Annotated in this window: 18 protein-coding genes; 6 read left to right on the forward strand and 12 right to left on the reverse strand. The window is 63.1% G+C overall.

Annotated features, from left to right (window positions below):
- The first annotated feature begins 4 nt into the window (after positions 1 to 4).
- On the forward strand, positions 5 to 1,297 hold the full coding sequence (locus SPHINGO391_RS22885) for a folylpolyglutamate synthase/dihydrofolate synthase family protein (RefSeq protein WP_152011701.1): 1,293 nt from the start codon (positions 5 to 7) through the stop codon (positions 1,295 to 1,297).
- Between the two features lie 99 nt (positions 1,298 to 1,396).
- On the opposite strand, the gene trxA is transcribed toward SPHINGO391_RS22885, so the two are convergent.
- The 12 genes from trxA to SPHINGO391_RS22945 all read right to left on the reverse strand — a co-directional run bounded on the left by trxA (position 1,397) and on the right by SPHINGO391_RS22945 (position 18,973).
- On the reverse strand, positions 1,397 to 1,720 hold the full coding sequence (trxA, locus tag SPHINGO391_RS22890) for a thioredoxin (protein WP_152011008.1): 324 nt from the start codon (positions 1,718 to 1,720) through the stop codon (positions 1,397 to 1,399).
- A 111-nt stretch (positions 1,721 to 1,831) separates the two neighbouring features.
- Positions 1,832 to 5,392, reverse strand: a complete 3,561-nt coding sequence (addA, locus tag SPHINGO391_RS22895; protein ID WP_193217390.1) for a double-strand break repair helicase AddA — start codon at positions 5,390 to 5,392, stop codon at positions 1,832 to 1,834.
- Positions 5,385 to 8,591, reverse strand: coding sequence for a double-strand break repair protein AddB (gene addB, locus SPHINGO391_RS22900; RefSeq protein WP_152011009.1), 3,207 nt, complete (start codon positions 8,589 to 8,591; stop codon positions 5,385 to 5,387). Before addB ends, addA begins: the two co-directional genes overlap by 8 nt.
- Entirely contained in the window at positions 8,588 to 9,322 is a 735-nt protein-coding gene (locus SPHINGO391_RS22905; protein ID WP_152011010.1) for a nucleotidyltransferase family protein, read from the reverse strand. The genes addB and SPHINGO391_RS22905 overlap by 4 nt, the downstream gene beginning before the upstream one ends.
- A gap of 18 nt (positions 9,323 to 9,340) precedes the next feature.
- The gene (gene tsaE, locus SPHINGO391_RS22910; protein WP_152011011.1) at positions 9,341 to 10,849 is read right to left on the reverse strand and encodes a tRNA (adenosine(37)-N6)-threonylcarbamoyltransferase complex ATPase subunit type 1 TsaE; all 1,509 of its coding nucleotides are present in this window, start codon (positions 10,847 to 10,849) and stop codon (positions 9,341 to 9,343) included.
- A 6-nt stretch (positions 10,850 to 10,855) separates the two neighbouring features.
- On the reverse strand, positions 10,856 to 13,402 hold the full coding sequence (locus SPHINGO391_RS22915) for a PAS domain-containing sensor histidine kinase (protein WP_152011012.1): 2,547 nt from the start codon (positions 13,400 to 13,402) through the stop codon (positions 10,856 to 10,858).
- A 202-nt stretch (positions 13,403 to 13,604) separates the two neighbouring features.
- Complete coding sequence (gene ahcY, locus SPHINGO391_RS22920) at positions 13,605 to 14,999, reverse strand: adenosylhomocysteinase (RefSeq protein WP_152011013.1); 1,395 nt, start codon at positions 14,997 to 14,999, stop codon at positions 13,605 to 13,607.
- 116 nt (positions 15,000 to 15,115) lie between these two features.
- Positions 15,116 to 15,403: an HPr family phosphocarrier protein gene (locus tag SPHINGO391_RS22925; RefSeq protein ID WP_152011014.1), complete on the reverse strand. Its 288-nt coding sequence runs from the start codon at positions 15,401 to 15,403 to the stop codon at positions 15,116 to 15,118.
- On the reverse strand, positions 15,400 to 15,801 hold the full coding sequence (locus SPHINGO391_RS22930; RefSeq protein WP_152011015.1) for a PTS sugar transporter subunit IIA: 402 nt from the start codon (positions 15,799 to 15,801) through the stop codon (positions 15,400 to 15,402). Before SPHINGO391_RS22930 ends, SPHINGO391_RS22925 begins: the two co-directional genes overlap by 4 nt.
- Positions 15,802 to 15,924: 123 nt before the next feature.
- Complete coding sequence (locus tag SPHINGO391_RS22935) at positions 15,925 to 16,428, reverse strand: HPr kinase/phosphatase C-terminal domain-containing protein (RefSeq protein ID WP_244615329.1); 504 nt, start codon at positions 16,426 to 16,428, stop codon at positions 15,925 to 15,927.
- Positions 16,425 to 18,209, reverse strand: a complete 1,785-nt coding sequence (locus tag SPHINGO391_RS22940) for a sensor histidine kinase (protein ID WP_152011016.1) — start codon at positions 18,207 to 18,209, stop codon at positions 16,425 to 16,427. Before SPHINGO391_RS22940 ends, SPHINGO391_RS22935 begins: the two co-directional genes overlap by 4 nt.
- A 47-nt stretch (positions 18,210 to 18,256) precedes the next feature.
- The gene (locus SPHINGO391_RS22945; protein ID WP_152011704.1) at positions 18,257 to 18,973 is read right to left on the reverse strand and encodes a response regulator transcription factor; all 717 of its coding nucleotides are present in this window, start codon (positions 18,971 to 18,973) and stop codon (positions 18,257 to 18,259) included.
- Between the two features lie 342 nt (positions 18,974 to 19,315).
- Between SPHINGO391_RS22945 and SPHINGO391_RS22950 the strand changes: the two genes are divergently transcribed.
- From SPHINGO391_RS22950 to SPHINGO391_RS22970, 5 genes are all read left to right on the forward strand, one after another.
- Positions 19,316 to 20,929 carry a phosphoenolpyruvate carboxykinase gene (locus tag SPHINGO391_RS22950; RefSeq protein WP_152011017.1) on the forward strand — a complete coding sequence of 538 codons (1,614 nt, stop codon included), beginning with the start codon at positions 19,316 to 19,318 and terminating at the stop codon, positions 20,927 to 20,929.
- Between the two features lie 99 nt (positions 20,930 to 21,028).
- Positions 21,029 to 21,706: a nitroreductase family protein gene (locus SPHINGO391_RS22955; RefSeq protein ID WP_152011018.1), complete on the forward strand. Its 678-nt coding sequence runs from the start codon at positions 21,029 to 21,031 to the stop codon at positions 21,704 to 21,706.
- Positions 21,703 to 22,137 carry an alternative ribosome rescue aminoacyl-tRNA hydrolase ArfB gene (gene arfB, locus SPHINGO391_RS22960; protein ID WP_152011019.1) on the forward strand — a complete coding sequence of 145 codons (435 nt, stop codon included), beginning with the start codon at positions 21,703 to 21,705 and terminating at the stop codon, positions 22,135 to 22,137. The genes SPHINGO391_RS22955 and arfB overlap by 4 nt, the downstream gene beginning before the upstream one ends.
- 80 nt (positions 22,138 to 22,217) lie before the next feature.
- Entirely contained in the window at positions 22,218 to 22,733 is a 516-nt protein-coding gene (gene lysM / locus SPHINGO391_RS22965) for a peptidoglycan-binding protein LysM (RefSeq protein WP_152011020.1), read from the forward strand.
- Between the two features lie 28 nt (positions 22,734 to 22,761).
- Positions 22,762 to 23,373: an alpha-ketoglutarate-dependent dioxygenase AlkB gene (locus SPHINGO391_RS22970; RefSeq protein WP_152011021.1), complete on the forward strand. Its 612-nt coding sequence runs from the start codon at positions 22,762 to 22,764 to the stop codon at positions 23,371 to 23,373.
- The last annotated feature ends 21 nt before the right edge of the window (positions 23,374 to 23,394 follow it).

Genomic DNA, 23,394 nt, shown 5'->3' on the forward strand with positions numbered 1-23,394 from the left:
GCTCATGGCGCTGCATCCGAAGGGTTTCGACCTGTCGCTCGGCCGTATCACCCGGTTGCTCGAGCGGCTGGGCAACCCGCATGAGAAACTGCCGCCGGTGATCCACATTGCCGGGACCAACGGCAAGGGGTCGACCAGCGCCTTCTGCCGCGCCATTCTCGAGGCACAGGGCCTCAAGGTTCACGTTCATACATCGCCGCACCTGGTCAACTGGCACGAGCGGTTCCGCATCGGGGCGGAGGGCGGCGGCAAACTGGTTGGCGACGAGGTGCTTGCCGACGCTGTCCGCCGGGTCGCCGAGGCCAATCAGGGCGAGACGATCACCGTCTTCGAAATCCTGACCGCTGTCATGTTCGTGCTGTTTTCGGAACATCCCGCGGACGCCGCCGTGATCGAGGTCGGGCTTGGCGGCCGGTTTGATGCAACGAATGTGATTGCCCATCCGGCGGTTTCAGTGATCATGTCGATCTCGCTCGATCATCAGGCCTATCTCGGCGACAGGGTGGAGCTGATCGCGGCGGAGAAGGCAGGCATCATCAAGCCAGGCTCGCCGGTGGTGATCGGCGCTCAAAGCCAGGAGGCGGCGCGCGAGGTGCTGGTCGAAACCGCCGAACGACACAGATGCCCGCACAGCGTCTATGGCCAGGATTTTCTTGCACTGGAAGAAAACGGCCGCCTGGCCTACCAGGATGAAGACGAATTGCTCGATCTGCCACTGCCAAAGCTCGCGGGCCGGCACCAGCAGGCCAATGCCGCAGCAGCTATAAGGGCGTTGAAGGCTGCCGGGTTCCCGTTGAGCGAAAACGCCATAGCCGAAGGCCTGGTCAATGTCTCCTGGCCCGGGCGGCTGGAGCGGCTCACTCATGGCCGGCTTGTCGAGAGCGCCATGGATGGCGTCGAATTCTGGATCGACGGCGGACACAATCCCGGCGCGGGCCAGGTCATTGCAGAGGCGATGGCCAATCTCAATGACCGCCAATCCCGACCGCTGTTCCTGATCACCGGAATGATCAACACCAAGGACCCGGTCGGCTATTTCGAAGCCTTTGCCGGTATGGCACGGCATGTGTTCACCGTGCCTGTGCCAGATTCCGAGGCGGGGCTCGATCCTGAATTCCTCGCCGATACAGCCGACGAGGCGGGCTTGACCGCCGAAGCTGCCGAAGATGTCGAGACGGCGATTGCCGCCATCTGCAGGAACTGGAACGGCCTCGAACGGCCTCCACGGATCCTGATTGGCGGTTCGCTCTATCTTCTGGGTGACGTGCTCAGGGTCAACGGCACGCCGCCGGTCTAGAGCCGACCATCACACGGATTTGCGCATCTGACTGAAGGCAGCAAAAAACCCGCCCGGTTGACCAGACGGGTTTCATTGAATTGCCGCGAGGAGCCGACCTCAGGCGATGGCGCCTGAAATCCAGCTCGAAAGTGCGGTCTTGGGCGAAGCGCCGACCTTGATGTCAGCGACGGCGCCGCCCTTGAACATGGCCAGCGTGGGAATCGAGCGAACGCCGAACTGCGAAGCGAGTTCCGGATTCTCATCGATGTTGAGCTTGGCGACCTTGACGCTGCCTTCCATCTCGTTGGAGATTTCCTCGAGGCTCGGAGCGATCATCTTGCACGGTCCGCACCACTCCGCCCAGAAGTCGACGACAACGGGTACTGTCGAATCGAGCACTTCGCTCTGGAAATTGGCGCTGTCTACTTTAACGGTTGCCATGGTTTGGCACTCCTTTGATGGATGACTCAGATGAGTCCAATGTGATGATTCGCCCGTAAGTATTCAAGGCATTTCGGCCGGCTTCACCGAGCCGTGATAAACAGGCCGGGATCATTGATCGAGAGCGGCAAGCGCCTGGTCCAGGGTCGACGCCGGGATTTCGACCAGTACGGGCGCCGAAACATAGACCAGCGCGGCGTCGATTCGCTGCCCCGGGTAGAGTGGTGCCAGCAAGGCGCGATAGATGGCGAGCTGGGAGATATGGCCGGCCGGGGGATCTTCGCCAGGCCTCGGCGCCAGCCCGGTCTTGTAGTCGATGATCAGAACACGGTCACCATCGAGCGCAATGCGGTCTATGCGCCCTGATACGGCGCGCTCCTCACCCCTGACCCGCAAGGTGCCCATGACCGAGACCTCGGCCTCGCCAGGCGCATCGAAGATCGGCGCGAATTGCGGATCCTGCAGAACGGCAAGCACCTGGCGCTGCATGGTCTCGGTCGTTGCTGCCTCGGCTTCCGGCAAGGCGCGCGCGAGGTAGCGCGAAAGCACAGCTTGGCGCTCCGTGTCTGGGACCGAAGGCAGAACCTGGAGCAGGCGGTGGATCATGCTGCCGCGTTCGAGCGCCGCTGCCGATCCCGGCTGGCCGTCGGCAAAGGGCGAGCGGGATGCCACATCCGCGCTGTCCTCGAGCACGGCACTGACACCGGACGGGGCCAGTGGCCGGGGCAGGCGCGCAGGCGGCGGCAGGGGGCCGGAGGGAATCGAGATCGCTTCGTTGGCAGGTGCCGGCGCCGGACCGCTTGGCGTGGTGGCCGTGCCGGGGATGGCGGGTTCGGGACGGATGCGGCTGAAACGGCGGACATCGAAAGTTTCGTCTCCGGCTCCATGCACCCCGTCGGAAACGGTGTAGCCGGCTTCGACGACGGCCCGTTCAAGCCCCACTGATGCCATCGAATGCCAGGTCGGCGTCTTGACCTCCCGGAGGCCCCGGTAGCCGCAGATTACCAGCCGGTCGGCAGCCCGGGTCAACCCGACATAGAGAAGGCGACGATACTCTTCTTCGGCCTGCTCGCGCATCTTTTCGCGGACAGGTGCTGTCGCCTCGTTCTCGTGGGTCTTGTCGGGAAGCCAGACTGGGATCGAGGGCCCTTCCTCACTTTCGGGCGCAGGCGGCAACAGCCAGAGCCGGGGCTGATGGCTGTGCTGGAAGGCCTCGCCGCCCGAATCCACCAGGAACACGATCGGGGCTTCCAGCCCCTTGGCCGCATGCACGGTCATGATCCGCACCGCGCCGGACTGGCCTTCCATCTCGCGCTTGATTTCCGGCGTGTCGGTTTCGAGCATGGCGAGAAACGACTGCAGGCCGGGAAGGCCCGCCTGCTCGTGATCGAGCGTCAGGCCGAGAAACTCGTCAAGCACATCGCCGACTTCATGGCCGAGACGGGAGAGATAGGCCTTGCGACCGCCATCCGGGCCGAGCAGGGCTGCATAGAAATCATGCGGCGGCTGGTGCGCTGACCGGACCTTCCACCGCTTGAGTTTCTCCACCGCCCAGGCAAAGCGCGGTTCGGCCTCCGCCACTTCCTGCAACTGCTGCCAGACGGACATTCCGTCAGGCCGCTCGGCGGTCACTGCGAACAAATCATCCTCGCCGAGATTCAGCAGCGGGCTCTTGAACAGCGCGGCCAGCGAGAGATCGTCATCGCCAAGCAGCACGAACCGGCCGAGCGCCATCAGGTCCTGAACCGCGATATGGTCGGTCAGGCGCAGACGATCGGCGCCGGCTACGGGAATATCGGTGGTTGCCTTGAGCGTGCGCAGCAGCGTGGGGACGAAACCGTCGCGCTTCCTGACCAGCACCAGAATGTCACCCGGCGCCACCGGCCGCATCTGCTTCGACTTCTGGTCCTCGATCAGCTCGTGACCGACCCAGCGCGAGAGCAGATTGGCGATGCGCTCCGCCAGCCGGGCGGCGGGTGCGTCTGCCGGAACCTCGTCGAATGCGGCGGTCCAGTCCTCGTCGTTGCCCGACTGCTCCTTCGCAATCATCGGCCAGACCTCGACCAGGCCCGGCGCCTGCATCCGCGCCGTTTCATGGATCACCGGTTCATCAGCGGAACCCATGCCGCGCAGTGCGTCCGCATCGGCAAAGACATGGTCGACGAGCTTGAGCACCTCGGTGGAGGAGCGGAAGGACACTCGCAACGATACCTGTTCGAACTCAGCGTCCGCCGCCCGTGCAAGCCGTGCGATGCGGCTGCGTTCCTCGGCGAACCGCTCGGGCCGGGCGCCCTGGAACGAATAGATCGACTGTTTCTCGTCGCCGACCGCAAACAGCGTGCGCATGGCCGGGCGGGCTCCTTCGCCGGCAAAGAACTCATCGGACAGTGCGCCAATGACGTTCCATTGCAGCGGTGCGGTGTCCTGCGCCTCGTCGACCAGAACATGGTCAATACCCTGGTCGAGCTTGTAGTGGACCCAGGCGCTGGCGCCGCTTTTTGACAAGAGCGCCTCGGTGGCGCCGATCAGATCGTCATAATCGAGCAGGGCTTGGCGGGTTTTCAGCCGTTCGAACTCACCAAGATAACGCCGCGCCAGGCGGAAGGCGGTTAGAGAAGCCGCCAGCATCCTGAGCCGCGCCAGCCTGTCGAAAATGGCGACCACCTGTCCCTGGGCCTCGGCGACACGGTCGGCGAGGTCGGGAAACCGCTCCTCGACCGTCTTCGAGGCGACGCCGCCAAGGCTGGCCGGCGATCCCGATTTGGTGAAGAACACATCCCTGAGCAGTTGCAGCCGTTCTTGCGCTCCAGGTTCGGACCCGACGGCCAGCAATCCGTAGGTGAATTTGTAGGCTTTGGTCGATGATTTGGCCGATCCGGCGAAATCGAAGACCGCCCGGATGTAATCGACCGGCAGGGCATCGAGCGGCCAGGCGGTCTCGACGAGCGAAGCCTCGTTTTCCTGCGGCAATAGCCCCAAGGCCGCCCGGATCAGGGCTTCCGCCGCTTGCGGTGTCCGCGCCCTGGCGTCGAAGGCCATGTAGTCGCGGCGGCGGGCATAGAGGCCTTGAAGCAGCTTGTCGAAGCCAGCCTCGCCGCCGGTGTCGAGCGCTTCGGTAACAGCGGCCGCCAGATCCGGGTCGTTCTCGAATGACTGGGTCGACATCAGCTGGCGCCGCGCTTCTGCCAGCAGTTCCGCGGCCTTCTGGTCGTCAAGCACGCTGAAATGGCCGGGAATGTTGGCCTCGAGCGGAAACCGGTGCAGAACGGCCTCGCAGAAGGCGTGAATGGTCTGGATCTTGAGACCGCCCGGCGTTTCGAGCGCCGTGGCGAACAGCCGGCGGGCGCGCACCAGCTGGTGCGGCTCGGCTGCACGCCCCTCAAGCTCGGCAATCTTCTCAGCCAGCCTGGCATCGTCGAGCCGGACCCACTCACCAAGAGTGCGGAAAATGCGGTTGGACATCTCGGCCGACGCGGCCTTGGTGTAGGTCAGGCAGAGGATCGCCGAAGGGCGCGCGCCGCGCAGCAGCAGCCGAATGACCCGGCGGGCCAGGACGTGGGTCTTGCCGGAACCGGCATTGGCCGACACCCAGGCTGACAGCGTCGGCGTCGCGGCAAGGTTCTGGCGCAACGTGGTGTCGGAAATGACGCTCATGCCGCTGTCGTCAGTCATCGCCATCGCCTCCATCGCCGTCCACGGCGGTCTGCCATTCGGCGACCCTCGCAAGATGGTCATATTCGCCGCCAAAATCGCGGGCGGTGCGTGGAATCGCACGCGACAGGTAGCCTCGACGGCCGGAGCGGAGCAGGCCGACCAGCTTGACGAATTCCTCGGCCGCCTTGGCAGCCAGATCAGCCGGGCTCAGAAACTCGTCGCGACCCGGCTTTTCCGGATCCGTATCGATGCGTTCGGCGAAAGGCTCCCTGCCGGTCAGGCGCAGATACAGGAGCCCGGACACCGGCATGCCGCCAACATCCTTAAAGCCGCCATTGATCAGCGCATAGGCTTCGAGCGCCAGTTGCGGATCGAGCAGGATCCGCGCTTCCTTGCGTGAAGGGGTTCCGCCGGTCTTGTAGTCGATGATCCAGGCCGTACCGTCCCGGCGCAGATCAAGCCGGTCGGCCATGCCGGTGAGCCTGAGGCCAGCGAGCGGCAGATCCAGGCTGGCGCGGGTCTCGACAAGCGACCGGACCAGCCCCGCCGCCGTGTCGTTTTCCCATTCGGCGATGGCCTCGGCCGCCTTTTCAAAGCGCATCCGCCAGACCAGCGCCGTGGCATCCGGCAGTCCGGCCCTGGCGAAATGCTCCGCGGCAATCGCGCGAAGCATGTCGAGGGTGCGCGAACCGGGATCGGCTCCGGAAACGAAAGCCTCGAGGATCTCGTGATAGAGCGTGCCGCGTTCGCGCGGACCGGGATCGGCGAGAAAGGGCTCCAGTGGATCGAGACCGAGAATGCGCCGTGCGTAGATGGCATAGGGGTCGCGGCGCAGCTTGCCGACTTCCGAGAAGGAGTAGCTCGCGGGCTGCAACTCTTGCGGCGGGCGTGGTTCCGGGCGGGAGGCTGTGGGGGTGGAAGGTTCCTGATCAAGCGTGCGGGCGTGGGCAAGCAATGCCTCGCCGCGCGACCTGAGCATGGCAGCCGGCTGCGGACCGATCACCGCCAGAAGCCTCTGAAGCCAGCGCGAGGCAACGGTCGGCGCCTTGCCGGAACGGTGCGAACGCGACAGCACCACTTCCGGCGCGCCCATCGCCATCTGGAAATCATGCGCCGCCTGGCCGATGCGGCGCTCCGGCGGCTCAAGCCCGATGGCGGCCTTCATCGAGCGCGACAGGAAAGGATCTTCCTGGCCGGCCTGCGGCCAGACGCCTTCGTTCAGCCCGCCCATCAGCAAGGTGTCGACATGCTGAAGCCGGGCCTCGAGCGCGCCCCAGATGAAGGCGCGGGGATGACCGCCGGCGCGCGGTTTGATCATCCGGCCCGAAATAAGCGCATCGAGTGCACCTATCCATTCGTGGCCAGTCATGCTCAGCGTCGAGCCGCTGTCTCGGGTTTCGAGCAGCACGGCGGCAAGATCGGCCCCGGCCTCGTCGCCCCAGAGCGCATCGAGGGCTCCGGTATCATCGATGCAGATACGTTCCAGCGCATCGGCGGTTAGAGCGGCAAGCCTGCCTATCGGGATCTCGTTGGTGACGCCCGGACCGGCGCGCTCTACCAGCAGAGAAGTCAGCGGAGCCAGGGCGGCTGAGGCCCGGACGGCGAAATCGCGCGCCTGCCCGGCCTCACCATCACCGATGCGCTTCAGCCACCGGGCCGAATGACGCTCGCGGCGTCCTGATTCGCGCGCGCTGACCAGCGCTTCGAGGTCTTCGATGTCGGCTGAACCGCTGCCGCCTCGCAGGGCAATCCGCTCGACGAAGCCGGCGCGTGCCCTGGCTTCGGGACCCGAGAGGCCAAAGCGGGCGAGCGGATGCTTGAGCAGTGCCGCGATCGCCACGGGATCGCCCGGTGCGAAGGCGACGTGAACGGCGAGCCGGGCAAGACCGCCCTGCAGGCTCGAGGTCAGCGGCGAACCACCCGAATCATTGGCCTCGATGCCGTAGCGGGCCAGTTCGGTGACGACCCGGCGGGCAAGGTTGCGATCCGGGGTCACCAGCGCCGCGGTCGGCTCCGGAATGCCAGGACGCGGTTCGAGCGCGCGGCGCATGGCGGCAGCCAGGGCTGAGGCTTCCTCGCGCTCGTTGGCGGCTTCGATCAGGCTGACATGTTCAAAGCCCGGGACAATGGCCTCTGGAGCCGGCAGGAAATCCGGTTCACCCCAGGTTTCGGTGGCGATCGCCGGCAGCAGGGCGTGCGAAACCAGCCTGCGGCGCATTTCCAGTTCCGGCGAAAGCCCGCCGATCTCCGGGATGTCCCCGATCCCGCCGGTCTCGACACCGCAGCTCCCAAGCAGGGAGTGGAGACCATATTGCGGGTGACTGCGGATCGCGACATCGACCAGGGCGCGACCATCGGGCGCTTGCCTTGTCGTGGCTGCCTCGGCCAGCGCCTGCCAGTGCGAGCGCCGCATGGCATGATCCAGCCCCGGCAGAACGACGGCGCCGTGGGGCAAGTGCGCCACGGTGGCAATCAGCCGGGCGGTCGAGGGCCGGGTTCCAGTCGAGCCGGCAACGATGACCGGGCGGCCTGCCGGGGATGCGGCCAGGCTTCGGGTGAACACGTCGAGCATCGCATTGTGGTGCCGCGCCGGGCTGGACCGGTGGATTTCCTTGAGCAGCGCCGGCCAGTATTCCCGCGCAATCTTCAGAAACTCGGCTGTCAGCTGCCACCATTGCTGCAGATCCGCGGACGCGACATCGTCGAGGCCGGCGAAGTCGCATTCCTCGGTCTCCACCGCCTGGATCAGGTCCGACAGGGCACGGCCCAGCCAGATGGCGTCCGCCGGGTTGGCGGGGGCGACCAGCGGCACGCCGCCGAGATGATCCCTGACGGTCTGCGGCAGGGTCCGTTTCCAGGCCAGGACCAGATCGGCAAGGCGCAGCGTGGCGGCAATCGGCGGAATCGGCGGGTCCAGCGCCAGTGTTTCGGGGTCGGCGGAATCGAAGAAGCCGGCATCATCGTCGGTCTCACCGAGGGGCCGGATTGTCGGCAGGATGGCCGAGCCCTTGCCGATGAGATCGGTGAGTTCGGAGCGAAGCACCCGGGCGGCGCGGCGCGTCGGCACGAATACTGTGGCGCCGGCCAGCGACAGCGGATCCTCGGGATTGTAGGCGAGGCCGGGGACCAGCCCGCCATCAATGATCTGCCCGGCAAGCGTGGCGAGGAAATCCGCGCCGGGCGGGATGGTTGCAATACGGGGTGCGGCCCAGCTCACGGGACCGGTTCGCCGAGATAGGCGGAGCGGGCGGCTTCGGCCTCGCCGATGGCCTCGGGCGTGCCGACGGTCAGCCAATGGCCGTGCATGGGCGAGCCGAATAGTCGCCCCTGGCTTATCGCAGCGTCGAAGCAGCGGTTGATCGAAAAGCGTTTCTCGCTGATATCCCTGAAAATGCGCGGCTGCAGGATGATCGCGCCGGCATAGATGACCGGATCGCCCGCCCCCTTGTAGCGGGACAGACGGCCATCTTCGGCCACGGTAAAGTCTCCGGCGCCGGTGTGGCCGGTTGCCTGATCGAGCCGGGCGGTCATCAGCAGGATATCCATCGATTCGGGATCGAAAAGATCCATCATCCGGGAGAGATTGTCGGTCGTGCTTCCCGGTTCCTCAAGCCAGAACGTATCGGCGTTGAGGACCAGAAACGGTTCCTCTCCAAGCATCGGCAAGGCCCTGACGATGCCGCCACCGGAATCAAGAAGCTCTTCGGTTTCGTCGGAAATGCGGATATCGGCGCCGGGCCAGGCCGAGAGCCAGTCAATGAGAAGCGGTGCCAGGTAATGAACGTTGACGACAATGTCGCGGATGCCGGCTCGGCCGAGCGCTTCCAGGCCGTAGGCGATCAAAGGCTTCCCCGCCACTTCGACCAGCGGCTTGGGCAGGGTCTCGGTGATCGGCCGCATGCGGGTGCCGAGCCCGGCGGCCAGGATCATGGCGGATGTGATGGTCATCGGTCGGGCGGTTCCGGTTTATGATTCGCTTTCGCCGATACCAGCCTTTGTGAACCAGTTGCGCAAGGGTTGCAGCGCCGGATGGGCGAGAGACGCCGAAATATAGGCCTCCATTCGCGGCAAATGCCGCAGATAGCCGGGTTTTCCATCCCGCTGCTTGAGCCGAACGAAGATGCCGAGAATTTTCGCGGCGCGCTGGGCGGCCATAATCGCATAGGCCTCGCGGAAGCCGGTCTCATCAAAATCCGGATTGGCGTCCCGGCGGGCGGCGACGTAGCGGTCGAGCAACTGGCCGGCCAGGTGCGGATCGACCGTCACTCGCGCATCCTGGCAGAGCGAGGCGACGTCATAGGCGGACGGACCGATCATCGCGTCCTGGAAGTCGATGATGCCGAGTCGGTCGAGCCCGGTCCTTTCCGGCCGCCAGATCAGGTTGGGCGAGTGGTAGTCGCGCAAGACCAGCGCCTTTTCCGCGCTTTCGAGGCGTTCAAACAGGGTGTACCAGAGATCGAGATAGGCCTGCCGCTCCTGATCGGGAACGGAAGCACCGCGCCGCCAGGGCAGGTACCAGTCGGTCAGGAGCTCGACCTCGATCTGCATGGCCCGGGCATCGTAAGCCGGCACATGATGCAGCCTGCCGCCGACGGCAAGCGGGCCCGGAAGATCTCTCGCGTGCAGGGCGGCAAGGCAATCGATCGCCACCCCATAACGTTCCGGATCAGGCTTGCCATCAGAATCGAGAATGCCGTCAGTGCCGAGGTTTTCGATCAGCAGAAATCCCTGGTCGAGATCCTCGCCGAGGATCTCGGGGGCTGCAAATCCCAGCGCGCGCAGCCAGCGGGCGATGGCGACAAAGGGAACAACATCCTCGGCCAGATGGGCAATCTGCGAGTAGGGCAGGCCGTCGCGCACCGGCGGGCCGTCCGGCTTTCGCGGCGCGTTCATCAGGATCAACGGGTCACCGCTCTCGGGCCGGATGGTCTCATAGGTCCGGGAGGAGGCGTCGCCCTGGAGATGACGCCGAACAACCGGCTCGGAGTAATGCCGCTCAAGGAAGGCCCGGACAGAGAAGGAGCGTTCAAGCCTTTCGATGAAGGGCGCCGCTGCCGTGATGATCACGGTGCGGCTGTCACCGATCCCGTCAAACCGGATCATGATCCTGTCCTCGGGCAGGAGATCGATCGCCTTTTCGGGCCATTCGACCAGGGCCGCGCCTTCGGCGAGCGCGTCATCGAGACCCAATTCATCGAGTTCCTCGGGGGAGCCGAGGCGGTAGAGATCCATGTGCGAGATTGGGATCCGCAGCTGGTAGGCCTGCACCAGCGTGAAGGTAGGGCTCGGGGCCTCGAGGTCCGGATCGTCCGCAATCGCACGGATCAATGCCCGGGCGAAGGTCGATTTGCCGGCGCCAAGATCTCCCGACAGACACAGGCAATCACCCGGCTGGAGAGCCAGTGAAACATCTTCGGCCATCCGGACAGTTGCATCGGGGTTTGCCAGTTCCACGGTCAGGGGCGCCGTCGCCATGAAGGCTTACTCGGCCGCGTCGCGGGCAAGCGGGCGGCTGGACGGGAAGCGGCATATGATGGTTGCACCGCCTTCCTCACCGGACTCGATGGAGACGGTGCCGTTGTGCAGGCCGACGAAACTCTGAACGATGGAGAGGCCAAGCCCGGCCCCGCGACGGCGGCCCGACTGGCCGTTGGTTTCGAAGCGGGCAAAGACATCCTTGCGGGCATCTTCGGGGATGCCGGGGCCGGAATCGGTCACCGAGAAACTGATCGCCTCGTCGTCCTGCCGGCAGCGTAAGCGGACAACCGAGCCGTCAGGTGCGAAGTTTGCGGCGTTCATCAGAAGCTTGAACAGGATCTGCTTGAGCCGCTGGTGATCGCCGATCATCTGTGCCGGTGCGCCGGTAGTGTCGATCTCAAGCGACAGGCCGTTTTCCTTCAGTCGGTCGGCAATCTGCTCGCCGGCCTCGGCAAAGAGCGCCGGAATATTCACGGCTCCGGTGTCTAGCCGCATGATGCCGGCATCGACGGTGGCGAGATCGAGGATGTCGTTGACGATGGTCAGCAGAACCGAAGACGATGTGGCGATGTGGTCGAGATATTCGGATTGACGCTCGTTGAGCTCGCCGATGCCGGGGGTCTGCAGCAGTTCGGTGAAGCCGATGATGTTGGTCAGCGGCGAGCGCAGCTCGTAGGAGACGTGCTGGACGAAATCGTTCTTCAGCGCGTCGGCCTTGCGCAGAGCTTCGTTTTTCTCTGTCAGCATGCGCTCGGCGCCGACGCTGTCGGTGACATTGACGAAGGCGATCATGGTCTGACCATTGGGCAGAGGCACGATGGCGTAATCGAGAATGAGGCCGGTGGTCAGTTCGATACGGCCGTCATGGGTTCGGCGTTCTTCATCGAAACCGGTGATCACACCGGCAAACAGTCTCCAGCCATCCGGATCGCGATGCGACGGTTCACAGGCTTCGGCAATCTGGCGGATATGGGTGCCGGGCTTGACCTGCTGTTCGGTCAGGCCCCAAAGGGCGCGGAAGGACGGATTTGACAGGCGGATCTTGCCGTCAGGTCCGAAGACGCCGACGCCTTCGGCCAGGTGGTCAATGGTCTCACCCTGGGCCTGGAGAAGCGCGTTGTACCGGGATTCCAGATCCACCTTCTCGGTCAGGTTCTCGAACACCCAGGTAACGCCGCCCTGCGGGTGGGCGTTGGCGAAGACATTGAGGGTCTGGCCATCGGGAAGATGCCAGAGATGCGGTGTGCTCTCGACCGAGCGGTAGACCGAGAGCATCTGCTCCTTCCAGTCTCGCCAGGCATGCGGCTCGGGGAGTTTGCCGTCGGCGCGGAGACGCTCGAGAAACTCGCCATTGTCGGGACGGCGGGAGAGGAAAGGCGTATCCAGTTCCCACAGGCGCTGGAATGCCTGGTTGTGGAACTGAAGGCGCTGGTCACGGTCAAATATCGCCACCGGCGTGGCCAGGTGATCGAGCGTTTCGGCATGGCTCTGGATGGTGCGCTTGAGCTCCTGGCGCAGATCCTCCTCGACGGAGACGTCCAATGCCAGTCCTGCATTGCCGGCCGGTGTCTTGGCGTCAGCAACCTCAAGGAAACGGCGATGACCGTGGATGACCGTCGAGACCTTGTCGAGGAAAGGCCGCTCGGGCGTGGCGGTTGCCCGGACCCTTTCGCGCGCCGCTGTGCCCAGCAATTCGAGCCCGCGTTGCAGCGTGTCCTGCCGGTCCTCACCCTCGACCGCCTGGACATAGGCGTTGTTGACCCAGACGAGCTTCGCGTCCGGTCCGCGCAGCCAGACCGGCATGTCGATGACATCCATAAGCGCCTGGAAGGTATCGAGCGAAGTGAGCAGACGGTCGCGTTCGGTCTTGAGTTCGGCGAGTTCGGCGCGCACATTCGACAGGGTGACAAACCGGACAAAGGCACGGCCTCCGGAGACCCGGCCCTGCGCCTCGATGACATGACCGCGAACGGTTTCAACGATCATGTCGAAGCGTTCCGCATGGGCGCGCAACCGGTCGATCGATTCGTCGAGTGCCGCTGCGGATCTGGGTTCCAGCCAACGGCCGAAAGCGAGAAAATCGGCCGGAATCTGCGGCGCCCCGGTTTCAGCCGCGAGCTTGCCCAGCACTTCGGCGGGCAGGCCGACGCCATCCCAGACCACGATCTGCCGGTCACGGTCGACGATAAGCGCCTCGTGGCGGGAGATCCGGGCGTTCGCATCCGCGAGGGCAGCGCGCAGATGCACATTTTCCAGATCGATCTTGCCACGCTCGCGAATAAGCCAGATCGCCGAGATCATGGCAGCCGAAATGGCGCCGATGACCATGGCGAAGTTGACAACCTCGAGGGTGGATACGGAGAGCTTTCCGGATGCTGCCGCCTCGCCAGAGGTTTGGGCGAGGGCCGGCAGCGCCGAGGTCAGAAAGGAGCCAGTGAGCAGGGCCGTTCCGGTCAGAATCCTGCGCCGGAACCCGCGAAGATCACCGATAACAGCTCTTGTCAGTCCGGAAAGCCCCTTGCGCCCAAGTGAATCGGTCTTCACCGGCATGTCGCAGTCCCCTCGTCGCCTGTCTGACAGAATATCGCCAATCCTTGCCAGTCCGATTTTCGCGCCGCCACAACGCAAACGAATCATTGGCAAAAACATACCTGTTTCGCGAATCACGGTGAAGGGGAAGCAGCGCAAAAAGAAATCGCGCCCCTGTTGTCAAGAACGCGATCTCAATATGTTGTGGGTATTGCCGAGAAAATCAGTAGCGGTAGTGTTCCGGCTTGAACGGGCCCTCGACGGTCACCCCAATATAATCGGCCTGCTCAACCTTCAGCTCGGTCAGCTTGGCACCGATCTTGTCGAGATGGAGACGAGCGACCTTCTCATCGAGATGCTTGGGCAGCACATAGACCTGATTCTTGTACTCGTCGCCCTTGGTCCAGAGCTCCATCTGCGCCAACACCTGGTTGGTGAAGGATGCTGACATGACGAAGCTCGGGTGACCGGTGGCGTTGCCAAGGTTGAGAAGGCGGCCCTGGCTCAACAGGATCATGCGGTTGCCCGAAGGCATCTCGATCATGTCGACCTGGTCCTTGATGTTGGTCCACTTGTGGTTCCTGAGCGCCGCGACCTGAATCTCGTTGTCGAAATGGCCGATATTGCCGACGATGGCCATGTCCTTCATCTCGCGCATGTGCTCGAGGCGGATCACGTCCTTGTTGCCGGTGGTGGTGATGAAGATGTCAGCACTCGATGCGACATCTTCGAGCGTCACCACCTCGAAACCGTCCATGGCTGCCTGCAGCGCGCAGATCGGATCGATTTCGGTAACCTTGACCCGGGCACCGGCACCGCGCAGCGAAGCGGCCGACCCCTTGCCGACATCGCCGTAGCCGCAGACCACGGCAACCTTGCCGGCCATCATGGTGTCGGTGGCGCGGCGGATGCCGTCGACGAGGCTTTCCTTGCAGCCGTACTTGTTGTCGAATTTCGACTTGGTGACAGAGTCATTGACGTTGATCGCCGGGAAGGGCAGCAGACCCTTTTTCTGCAGTTCATAAAGGCGGTGAACGCCGGTCGTGGTTTCCTCGGAGACCCCGACGATCTGGTCGCGCACCTTGGTGAACCAGCCCGGAGAAGCGTCCATACGCTTCTTGATCTGCGCCTTGATGACGGCTTCCTCATCGGAAGCGGGAACCGGGATGATGTCTTCTCCGGCTTCGGCGCGGGCACCGAGCAGCACGTAGAGTGTGGCATCGCCGCCATCGTCCAGGATCAGGTTCGGGCCGTCTGCGAACTGGAAAGACTTGTCGAGATAGTCCCAATGCTCCTCAAGGCTCTGACCCTTGACGGCAAACACCGGGACACCGCTCTTTGCAATGGCAGCCGCGGCGTGATCCTGGGTCGAGTAGATGTTGCAGGACGCCCAGCGCACATCGGCTCCCAGTGCCGTCAGGGTCTCGATCAGCACTGCAGTCTGGATGGTCATGTGCAGTGAACCGACAATGCGGGCGCCCTTCAGCGGCTTTTCCGAACCGTACTCCTCGCGGAGCGACATCAGGCCCGGCATTTCGGTTTCGGCGATATCGAGCTCCTTGCGGCCGAAATCAGCCAGATCGATGTTGGCGACGACATAGTCCTGGGTAGCGGTCATGAGATTTTCCAAAAGTTCGGGATCCGGCCGGGACAGGCGGGATTGCATGGGCGCTGCCATAGCAGGAAAAGCCCATGCTGGCAATACGATATAAAGATGTCTTTATGTGGGAATATTCAAACTTCTTCGCCGAAGCGGCCGGCAATCAGCACCTCGAGTGCGTCAAGCACCTCTTCGGCCTGCCGGCCTTCGGCTTCGACATCGATGGTGCAACCGGTGCTCGCCGCGAGCATCATAAGGCCCATGATCGATGTGCCCCCGACGGTGGACCCTTCACGGGTCACCCGAACAACGGCGTCAAAGCCCTCGACAGCCTGAACGAAACGGGCTGACGCGCGGGCGTGAAGGCCACGCTTGTTGACGATCTTGAATGTTCTGGACAGGGTTGCGGCTTTTGACGTCATTTGCCGGTCAAAAGGCGGCTCGCCACGTTGATATACTTGCGGCCGGCATCCTGCGCGTCGGCAAGAGCCTTTTGCATGTCATTGCCGCCGCGGACACCTGCGAGCTTGATCAGCATCGGCAGATTGACCCCGGCAATGACTTCGATGCGTCCGGAATCCATCACCGAGATCGACAGGTTCGAGGGTGTTCCGCCAAACATGTCGGTGAGAATGATGACGCCATGACCATTTTCGACACGTGATACCGCTCCGACAATATCCAGCCGCCGCTGGTCCATATCATCCTCGGGTCCGATGCTGACGGTTTCAAGGGCGGTTTGCGGTCCGACAACATGCTCAAGCGCATGCCTGAACTCTTCCGCGAGCTTGCCATGAGTGACAAGCACCAATCCGATCATTTTGCCTCCAGCAGCATGCGGCCGACGCGGTCTTCCGCCAGGCCATGCCAATAGTTTCGCAGTTGCGAACAGTTTGTGAATTTCATCTTGGACAGAAGCAGGCGAAGTTCAAGCCAAAAAACGTCAGAAAACAGGCAAATTGCCCTGAGGATACCACGCGGGCTCGAAAAACAGGCTTGGCCGCCGGGTGCGCAGCCGCGCCAGGGGAAGGGCTGCGCCATCGTGCCACAGACGCATAAGAGGAATTGATGCGCCGCCACACGAAAAGGTTTCATTCTTCTCCGGGACCCGCGTCCCCGCCGACGGCTCCGTGAGCAGCACCGCAGCATGCAGGACGGCGCGATCAATGTGCCGGGCAGTGACCACTCCGGTGCCACGCAGTTCAAGAAGCCCGCGGATCGAATCCGGACAGGAGGCTATGCAGCGCCCTGCCTGCACTGTCAGCAGGGTCCGGTCATCAGCAATGAGAGCGGCATTCCATCCCAGGGCCTGCGCCTCGCAAAGGCAGGCAAAGGCGGTGGTGCTCTTTCCCGACCCGGACGGGCCAAGAAACAGCAAGCCCGTCTGGCCAACGACAATCGCGGTGGCATGCACGGCTTCGCCTGCTGGTACGGAGATGCCGGTCACGGGGTTTCGGCAGGCAGTTCGATGATGAAACGCGCCCCGCGCCAGCTGCCGGCTTCATCGCCGGGGATGTTCTCGGCTGTCAGGGTGCCACCATGGGCCTCGATGATCTGGCGGCTGATCGACAGGCCAAGGCCGGAGTTTTGGCCAAAATCCTCGCCATCGGGCCGGTCGGTGTAAAACCGCTCGAACACGCGCTCGATGACCTCGGCGCGAATTCCGGGACCATTGTCCTCGACACGGACCTGGACCGTGCCGCGGCGCCGGGCCAGGTGGATGACAATGCGGCCGCCGGTCTCGGAGACGAAGGAGCGGGCATTCTCGATCAGATTGGTCACCACCTGGCCGAGCCTGAGATCGTGGCCAAGCACGGTGAAACCGGATTTTCCGGCATTACGCCTGTCGATCTTGAGCTCGATGGCAACATCCTTGCCCGCAGCGCGGGTTTGCCGGGCTATATCCACGAGGTCGGTAAGCAGCTTCTCCATGTCGACCGCCACGCCGTCCTGGCGCGCCAGCTCTGCATCGAGCCGGGACGCGTCGGAGATATCGCTGATCAGCCGGTCCATGCGGCGGACATCGTGCTGGATGACATCCATGAGGCGCTTGCGGGAGTGCTCGTTGCGCGCCAAAGGCAGGGTTTCCACCGCGCTACGCAGTGAAGTCAGCGGATTCTTGAGTTCATGGCTGACATCAGCGGCAAAACTCTCGATGGCGGCAATCCGGTCATAGAGCGCATTGGTCATGCCGCGCAGTGCCACCGACAGATTGCCGATCTCGTCCTGGCGGTCCGAAAAATCCGGAATTTCCTCACGGACCCGGGCGCCGCGCCGGACACGGACGGCGGCGGCAGACAGACGCCTGAGCGGCGTGGCAATGGTGCTTGCCAGAAGCAGCGACAGGACGATGTTGACCATGGCGGCCACGCCAAACACCCGGAAAATAGCCATACGCTCGGCATGGACGATCTTGTCGATGTCCCCTGCCTGCGTGGACAGCAGCAAGACCCCGAGCACCGCACGGAAGCGCTGGACCGGAACAGCCACCGACACGATCAGCTCACCCTTTTCGGTGACCCGCACCACAGCGCCACGGCCACCGGTCAGAGCATTCATCACTTCGGGATAGATCGAGCCATCCGCACCCGGCGGTTCGCGGTAGAGCGGCAGGTCCCGGCGCTGGAAAAACCGGTTGAACCAGGTGGTGACCATTTCGGTCAGGCCGGGAGACGCGGTCTCGGCCGGCGGCAGGTCGTAGCGAAGCACCTGGCCGGAGGTGTAGAGATAGCGCGAATCCAGAATCAGGCTCGCATCATCATCGTAGATGCGGGCGCGGGTGCGGGTCGGCGAGATCAGCCTTCGAAGCACCGGCGCAACCCGCTCGGGATTGATCGGGAAATCCAGGTTCTCGTTGGAATTGGTCGGCGAAATGCTCTGGCCGGCCTGCAACTCGAGCAGTTTCTCCGGGTCGATGGTGATCGAGTTGGTGTCGACCGAGGCCGAGGCCGCGACGGCGCCGGCAATGATCTCACCCTGGGTCAGGAGGCTTTCCACCCGGGCATCGATGAGGCCTTCCCGGAACTGGTTAAGATAGAGGATTCCCGAGACCAGCACGACCAGCGCCGCCAGATTGAGAAACAGGATGCGGCGGGTAAGGCTCGAAAAAATGAGATTACCGAACATCCGCCGGACCAGCTTGACCGGATGGGCCCAGCTTGCCAGCGTACGGACCTCGGACGAAGCCCTGCCCTTTGCGTCCGCATTGTCCTCGGTTTCAATAGCCATTGGCGCTTTTCGCTAGATCCCGCGACCGGTTGGTGGGCAGGTGACGGTCATGCCGCTTCCCGGAACCGGTAGCCGACCCCGTAAAGGGTTTCGATCATGTCGAAGTCATCATCGACCATCTTGAACTTCTTGCGCAGCCGCTTGATGTGGCTGTCAATGGTGCGGTCATCGACATAGACCTGCTCGTCATAAGCGGCATCCATCAGCGCATCGCGGCTCTTGACCACGCCGGGACGCTGGGCCAGCGATTGCAAGATAAGGAATTCGGTCACGGTCAGGGTCACCGGCTCGTTCTTCCAGGTGCAGGTATGGCGCTCCTGATCCATGATCAGGTTGCCGCGCTCCAGCGACTTGGTCGGCGCCGCATCGGCCCGGCCCGGGGCTGCCGCAGCGGCTTCCCGGTTTGCCGCCCGGCGGAGCACGGCCTTGACCCGCTCGACAAGAAGACGCTGCGAGAACGGCTTGGTGATGAAGTCGTCGGCGCCCATCTTGAGACCAAACAGTTCATCGATCTCTTCATCCTTGGACGTCAGAAAGATGACCGGAATATCGGATTTCTGGCGCAGGCGGCGCAACAGTTCCATGCCGTCCATGCGCGGCATCTTGATGTCGAAAATGGCAAGCTGGGGAGGACGTGCCAGCAATCCATCCAGGGCAGAGGCACCATCGGTGTAGGTTTCAACACGATACCCTTCTGTTTCGAGTGCGATCGAAACCGAGGTAAGGATGTTGCGGTCGTCGTCGACGAGCGCGATTGTCTGCATGTCTGTCGTCTCCATCATGGTCTTGCACCTCTGGGAAGTGCCCCCGTTTTTCCGGACAAGCCGCTGTGAAGCGTCATTTCCGGATCCCGCCGCCACGTCCATGAGGATAAAGTGAGAACAAAATGTGGCACAGTTCCAAACCGGAGTCATTCCCTGAATGCGCACCGGGTAAACCGGCCACGGCAATTGAACCGATTTAAACAAGTCCGATTTTTTTTAAATCGATTAATACTCTGATTTCATTAATTAATCTTAGAATTACTTGTTGTTTTTTAAAATTCCACTCCCTATGGTCCGGCGAAATTTGAACCTGTCCCGCGCCAGAGTGAAAAGGAATCCGACATGAGTGAGGATTTGGGAGTACGTAATCCGTCGGCTGGAATCGACCTGTGTGGTCTGAACACCTCCGGCCTGGTGCGATATAACTGCCTCGAGGCGGAACTTGTCGAACTCGCCGTTGCGCGGGGCGAAGCAATTCTGACGGCACACGGCGCGCTTCGGGCACTGACCGGCCAGCACACCGGCCGCTCCGCCAAGGACAAGTTCGTGGTTCGCGACGCCACCACCGACAGCCAGATCTGGTGGGACAACAACAAGCCGATGACGCCGGAAGCGTTCGACACGCTGCACGCCGACATGGTGGCGCATGCCAAGGACCTGGATCTGTTCGTTCAGGATCTGGTCGGCGGCGCCGACGAGGACAATGCCCTCAACTCGCGGGTCGTCACGGAGTATGCCTGGCATGCGCTGTTCATCCGCAATCTGCTGATCCGTCCGGAGCGCGCGGATCTGACGGGGTTCATGCCCGAGCTGACCATCATCAATCTGCCGTCCTTCCGCGCCGACCCGGCACGTCACGGCTGCCGCACGGATACGGTGATCGCGGTCGACCTGGAACGCAGACTGGTTCTGATCGGTGGTACCTCCTATGCCGGCGAGATGAAGAAGTCGGTTTTCACCGCACTCAACTACCTGCTTCCCGCCAAGGGCGTGATGCCGATGCACTGCTCGGCCAATGTCGGCCCTGATGGTGATACCGCGGTGTTCTTCGGGCTTTCGGGAACCGGCAAGACCACGCTTTCGGCCGATCCGAAGCGCACCCTGATTGGCGATGACGAGCATGGCTGGGGCGAACACGGCGTGTTCAATTTCGAGGGCGGCTGCTACGCCAAGACCATCCGGCTGTCGCGCGAGGCGGAACCGGAAATCTTCGGTACTACCGAACGCTTCGGCACGGTTCTGGAAAATGTCATTCTCGACGAGAACCGGGTTCCGGATTTTGACGATGGATCGCTGACCGAGAACACACGCTGCGCCTACCCGCTGCACTTCATTCCGAATGCCAGCGACACAGGACGCTCGGGCCATCCGCTCAACATCATCATGCTGACGGCGGATGCCTTCGGCGTGATGCCGCCGATCGCAAAACTGACGCCGGAACAGGCGATGTATCACTTCCTTTCCGGCTACACCGCAAAGGTGGCCGGCACCGAAAAAGGCGTCACCGAGCCGGAAGCCACGTTCTCGACCTGCTTCGGCGCGCCGTTCATGCCACGTCATCCGTCGGAGTATGGCGATCTGCTGCGGAAACTGATCAATGACAACAGCGTCAATTGCTGGCTGGTCAACACCGGCTGGACCGGCGGCGCCTATGGCGAAGGCCAGCGCATGCCGATCAAGGCCACGCGGGCGCTGCTCAGCGCGGCACTGGATGGCTCCATCGATGGCGCCGAGTACCGCACAGATGCCAATTTCGGGTTCGCCGTGCCGGTGGCTGTCGAAGGTGTCGACAGCGCCATTCTGGACCCGCGTTCGACCTGGGCGGATCAGGCTGCCTACGACGCTGCAGCCAACCGTCTGGTCGGCATGTTCATCGAGAACTTCGCCAAGTTCGAGGATCATGTCGATGGTTCGGTGCTCGATGCAGCACCAGGCTTCAAGGCAGCAGCTGAATAAGCATTCAAACACTTCCTACGATCTTTGGCAGGCCCCGTTGACCCGACGGGGCCTGTCGCGCATTTTCCGCAGGTCCAATCCCGGAAGGAGCGTTCCGTCATGACCAGACCCGTCGAAACCGTTGCGCATTCGATTGCCCGGAAGACGGATGCCGAGATGCGGGCCGAGGCGCAGAGCTTTTTCGATCTCATGCAATCGCGCAGGACAGTCCGGGACTTTTCCGCCGATCCGGTGGACCCGGAGATCATCCGCCTTGCAGTCCGGGCAGCCGCGACCGCACCCTCGGGCGCCAATCAGCAGCCGTGGAGTTTCGTTGCCATCGGCGACCCGGATATCAAGCGCAAGATCAGGCTTGCAGCGGAGGAAGAGGAACGCGCCTTCTACCAGGGCCGGGCAGGCGAGGAGTGGCTGGGCGCCTTGGCGCATCTGGGTACCGATTCGGAGAAGCCCTTCCTGGAAACGGCGCCCTGGCTGATTGCCATCTTCGCGCAACGCTGGGGCGTGGATGCCGAGGGCCGCAAGGTCAAGCACTACTATGTCCCCGAATCGGTCTCGATCGCCATCGGGCTGCTGGTTGCCAGCCTGCATTCGGCCGGACTGGCGACGCTGACCCACACGCCATCGCCGATGGGCTTCCTCAACCAGATCTGCGGCAGGCCGGACAATGAGAAGCCGCTGGTGCTGCTGGTGGTCGGCCATCCGGCTGAAGGGGCGAGGGTTCCGGCGATCAGCCGCAAGCCGGAGAACGAAGTGCTGTTCTGGAAGACCGCGCCATGAGCGCGGATCCGCTGCATGCAGCGCGCGATATCGTCATCGCCGGCTGGGAGCTTGGCGAGAGCTTTATCCGCGCCTCCGGTCCGGGCGGACAGAACGTCAACAAGGTGGCGACGGCGGTGCAGCTCCGGTTTGATATCCGCAACTCGCCGTCGCTTCCCGAAAGGGTCAAGAAGAACGCGCTGAAACTCGGTGGCAGCCGGGTTTCCAAAGACGGGGTCATCATCATCGAAGCCAACCGGTTCCGTACCCAGGAGCGCAATCGCGCCGACGCGCGGGCCCGGCTGGTCGAGCTGATCGACCAGGCCTCGGAGCCGCCGCCGCCGCCTCGGCGCAAGACCCGGCCAACCCGCGGATCGGTCGAACGCAGGCTTGCCGCCAAGACCGGACGCGGCCAGATCAAGAAGGCCCGCGGCAAGGTTACCGAAGACTAGAATTAGCGAAAGCTTTTGGTTGGCACATCAGAGCGCGCGTGGTTAAGTTGCGCACCATTCACTCGGGGAGACGACAACCAATGGGTATTTTCGATTTCATCAAGTCAGCAGGAAAGAAACTCGGGATCGGCGGCGATGATGATGCACCTGATGCCGATGCGGTGAAAAAAGAGCTGGATTCGCACAAGCTCGGCACCGACAAGGTCGATGTAAAGGTCGAGGGCGACAAGATCGTGCTCTCCGGTGTGGTCGAAGACCAGTCGATCTTCGAGAAGGCGATTGTCGCAGTCGGCAACACGCTGGGCATTTCCAAGGTCGAGGCGTCCGAGCTCAAGGTGGTGATACCGGACTCCGGCCTGTCGCTGGGCAGCGCCGACATGACCGAACTGGTCAAGGCTTCGACCCCGGCAAAGGAGCCGAAGTTCCACACCGTCAAGAAGGGCGACAATCTCTGGAAGGTTGCCGAAGCCGCCTATGGCAAGGGCAAGGGTCCGAAATACACCGTGATCTTCGAAGCCAACAAGCCGATGCTGTCGGATCCCGACAAGATCTATCCGGGCCAGGTGCTGCGGATTCCGGATCTGGAAACCGCCTGAGACCGAAAACAGACCAAGAAGGCAAGCAATGCTCGTTCTGCCCAATGGGGTCCGCCATATTCCCGGCCATCTCGATCGGGACGAGCAGCAAAGCCTTCTCGAAGACATCCGGGCGGTGGTGGGCCAGGCGCCGCTCTACCGCCCGGAAATGCCGCGCAGCGGCAAGCCGTTCAGCGTCCGCATGACAAATTGCGGCGATCTGGGATGGGTGGCCGACAAGGCCGGTTACCGCTACCAGGACCGACATCCGGTGACTGGCGCTCCATGGCCGCCGATTCCCGAGCGCCTGCTGAAACTCTGGGACGACCTGACCGGTTATCTTGGTCCGCCTCAGGCCTGCCTGGTGAATTTCTACGATACCAGCGCCCGCATGGGCCTGCACCAGGATCGCGACGAAAGCGATTTCTCCGCTCCGGTCCTGTCGATCTCGCTCGGCGATGCCTGCCTGTTTCGCATCGGCGGAACCGAAAGGCGGCAGCCGACCCGATCTTTCCGGCTGGAAAGCGGTGACGTGGTCATTCTGGGAGGCGAAAGCCGGCTGGCTTTCCATGGCGTCGACCGGATCTACCCGACGACCTCGACGCTGCTCAAGGATGGCGGACGCATCAACCTTACACTCAGACGGGTGACCGCAAGCTGAGCATCCGGTGTTTGCCAGGTT

Origin of the sequence: Hoeflea sp. EC-HK425 (assembly GCF_902498795.1) — a bacterium.
Classification (GTDB): domain Bacteria; phylum Pseudomonadota; class Alphaproteobacteria; order Rhizobiales; family Rhizobiaceae; genus Hoeflea; species Hoeflea alexandrii.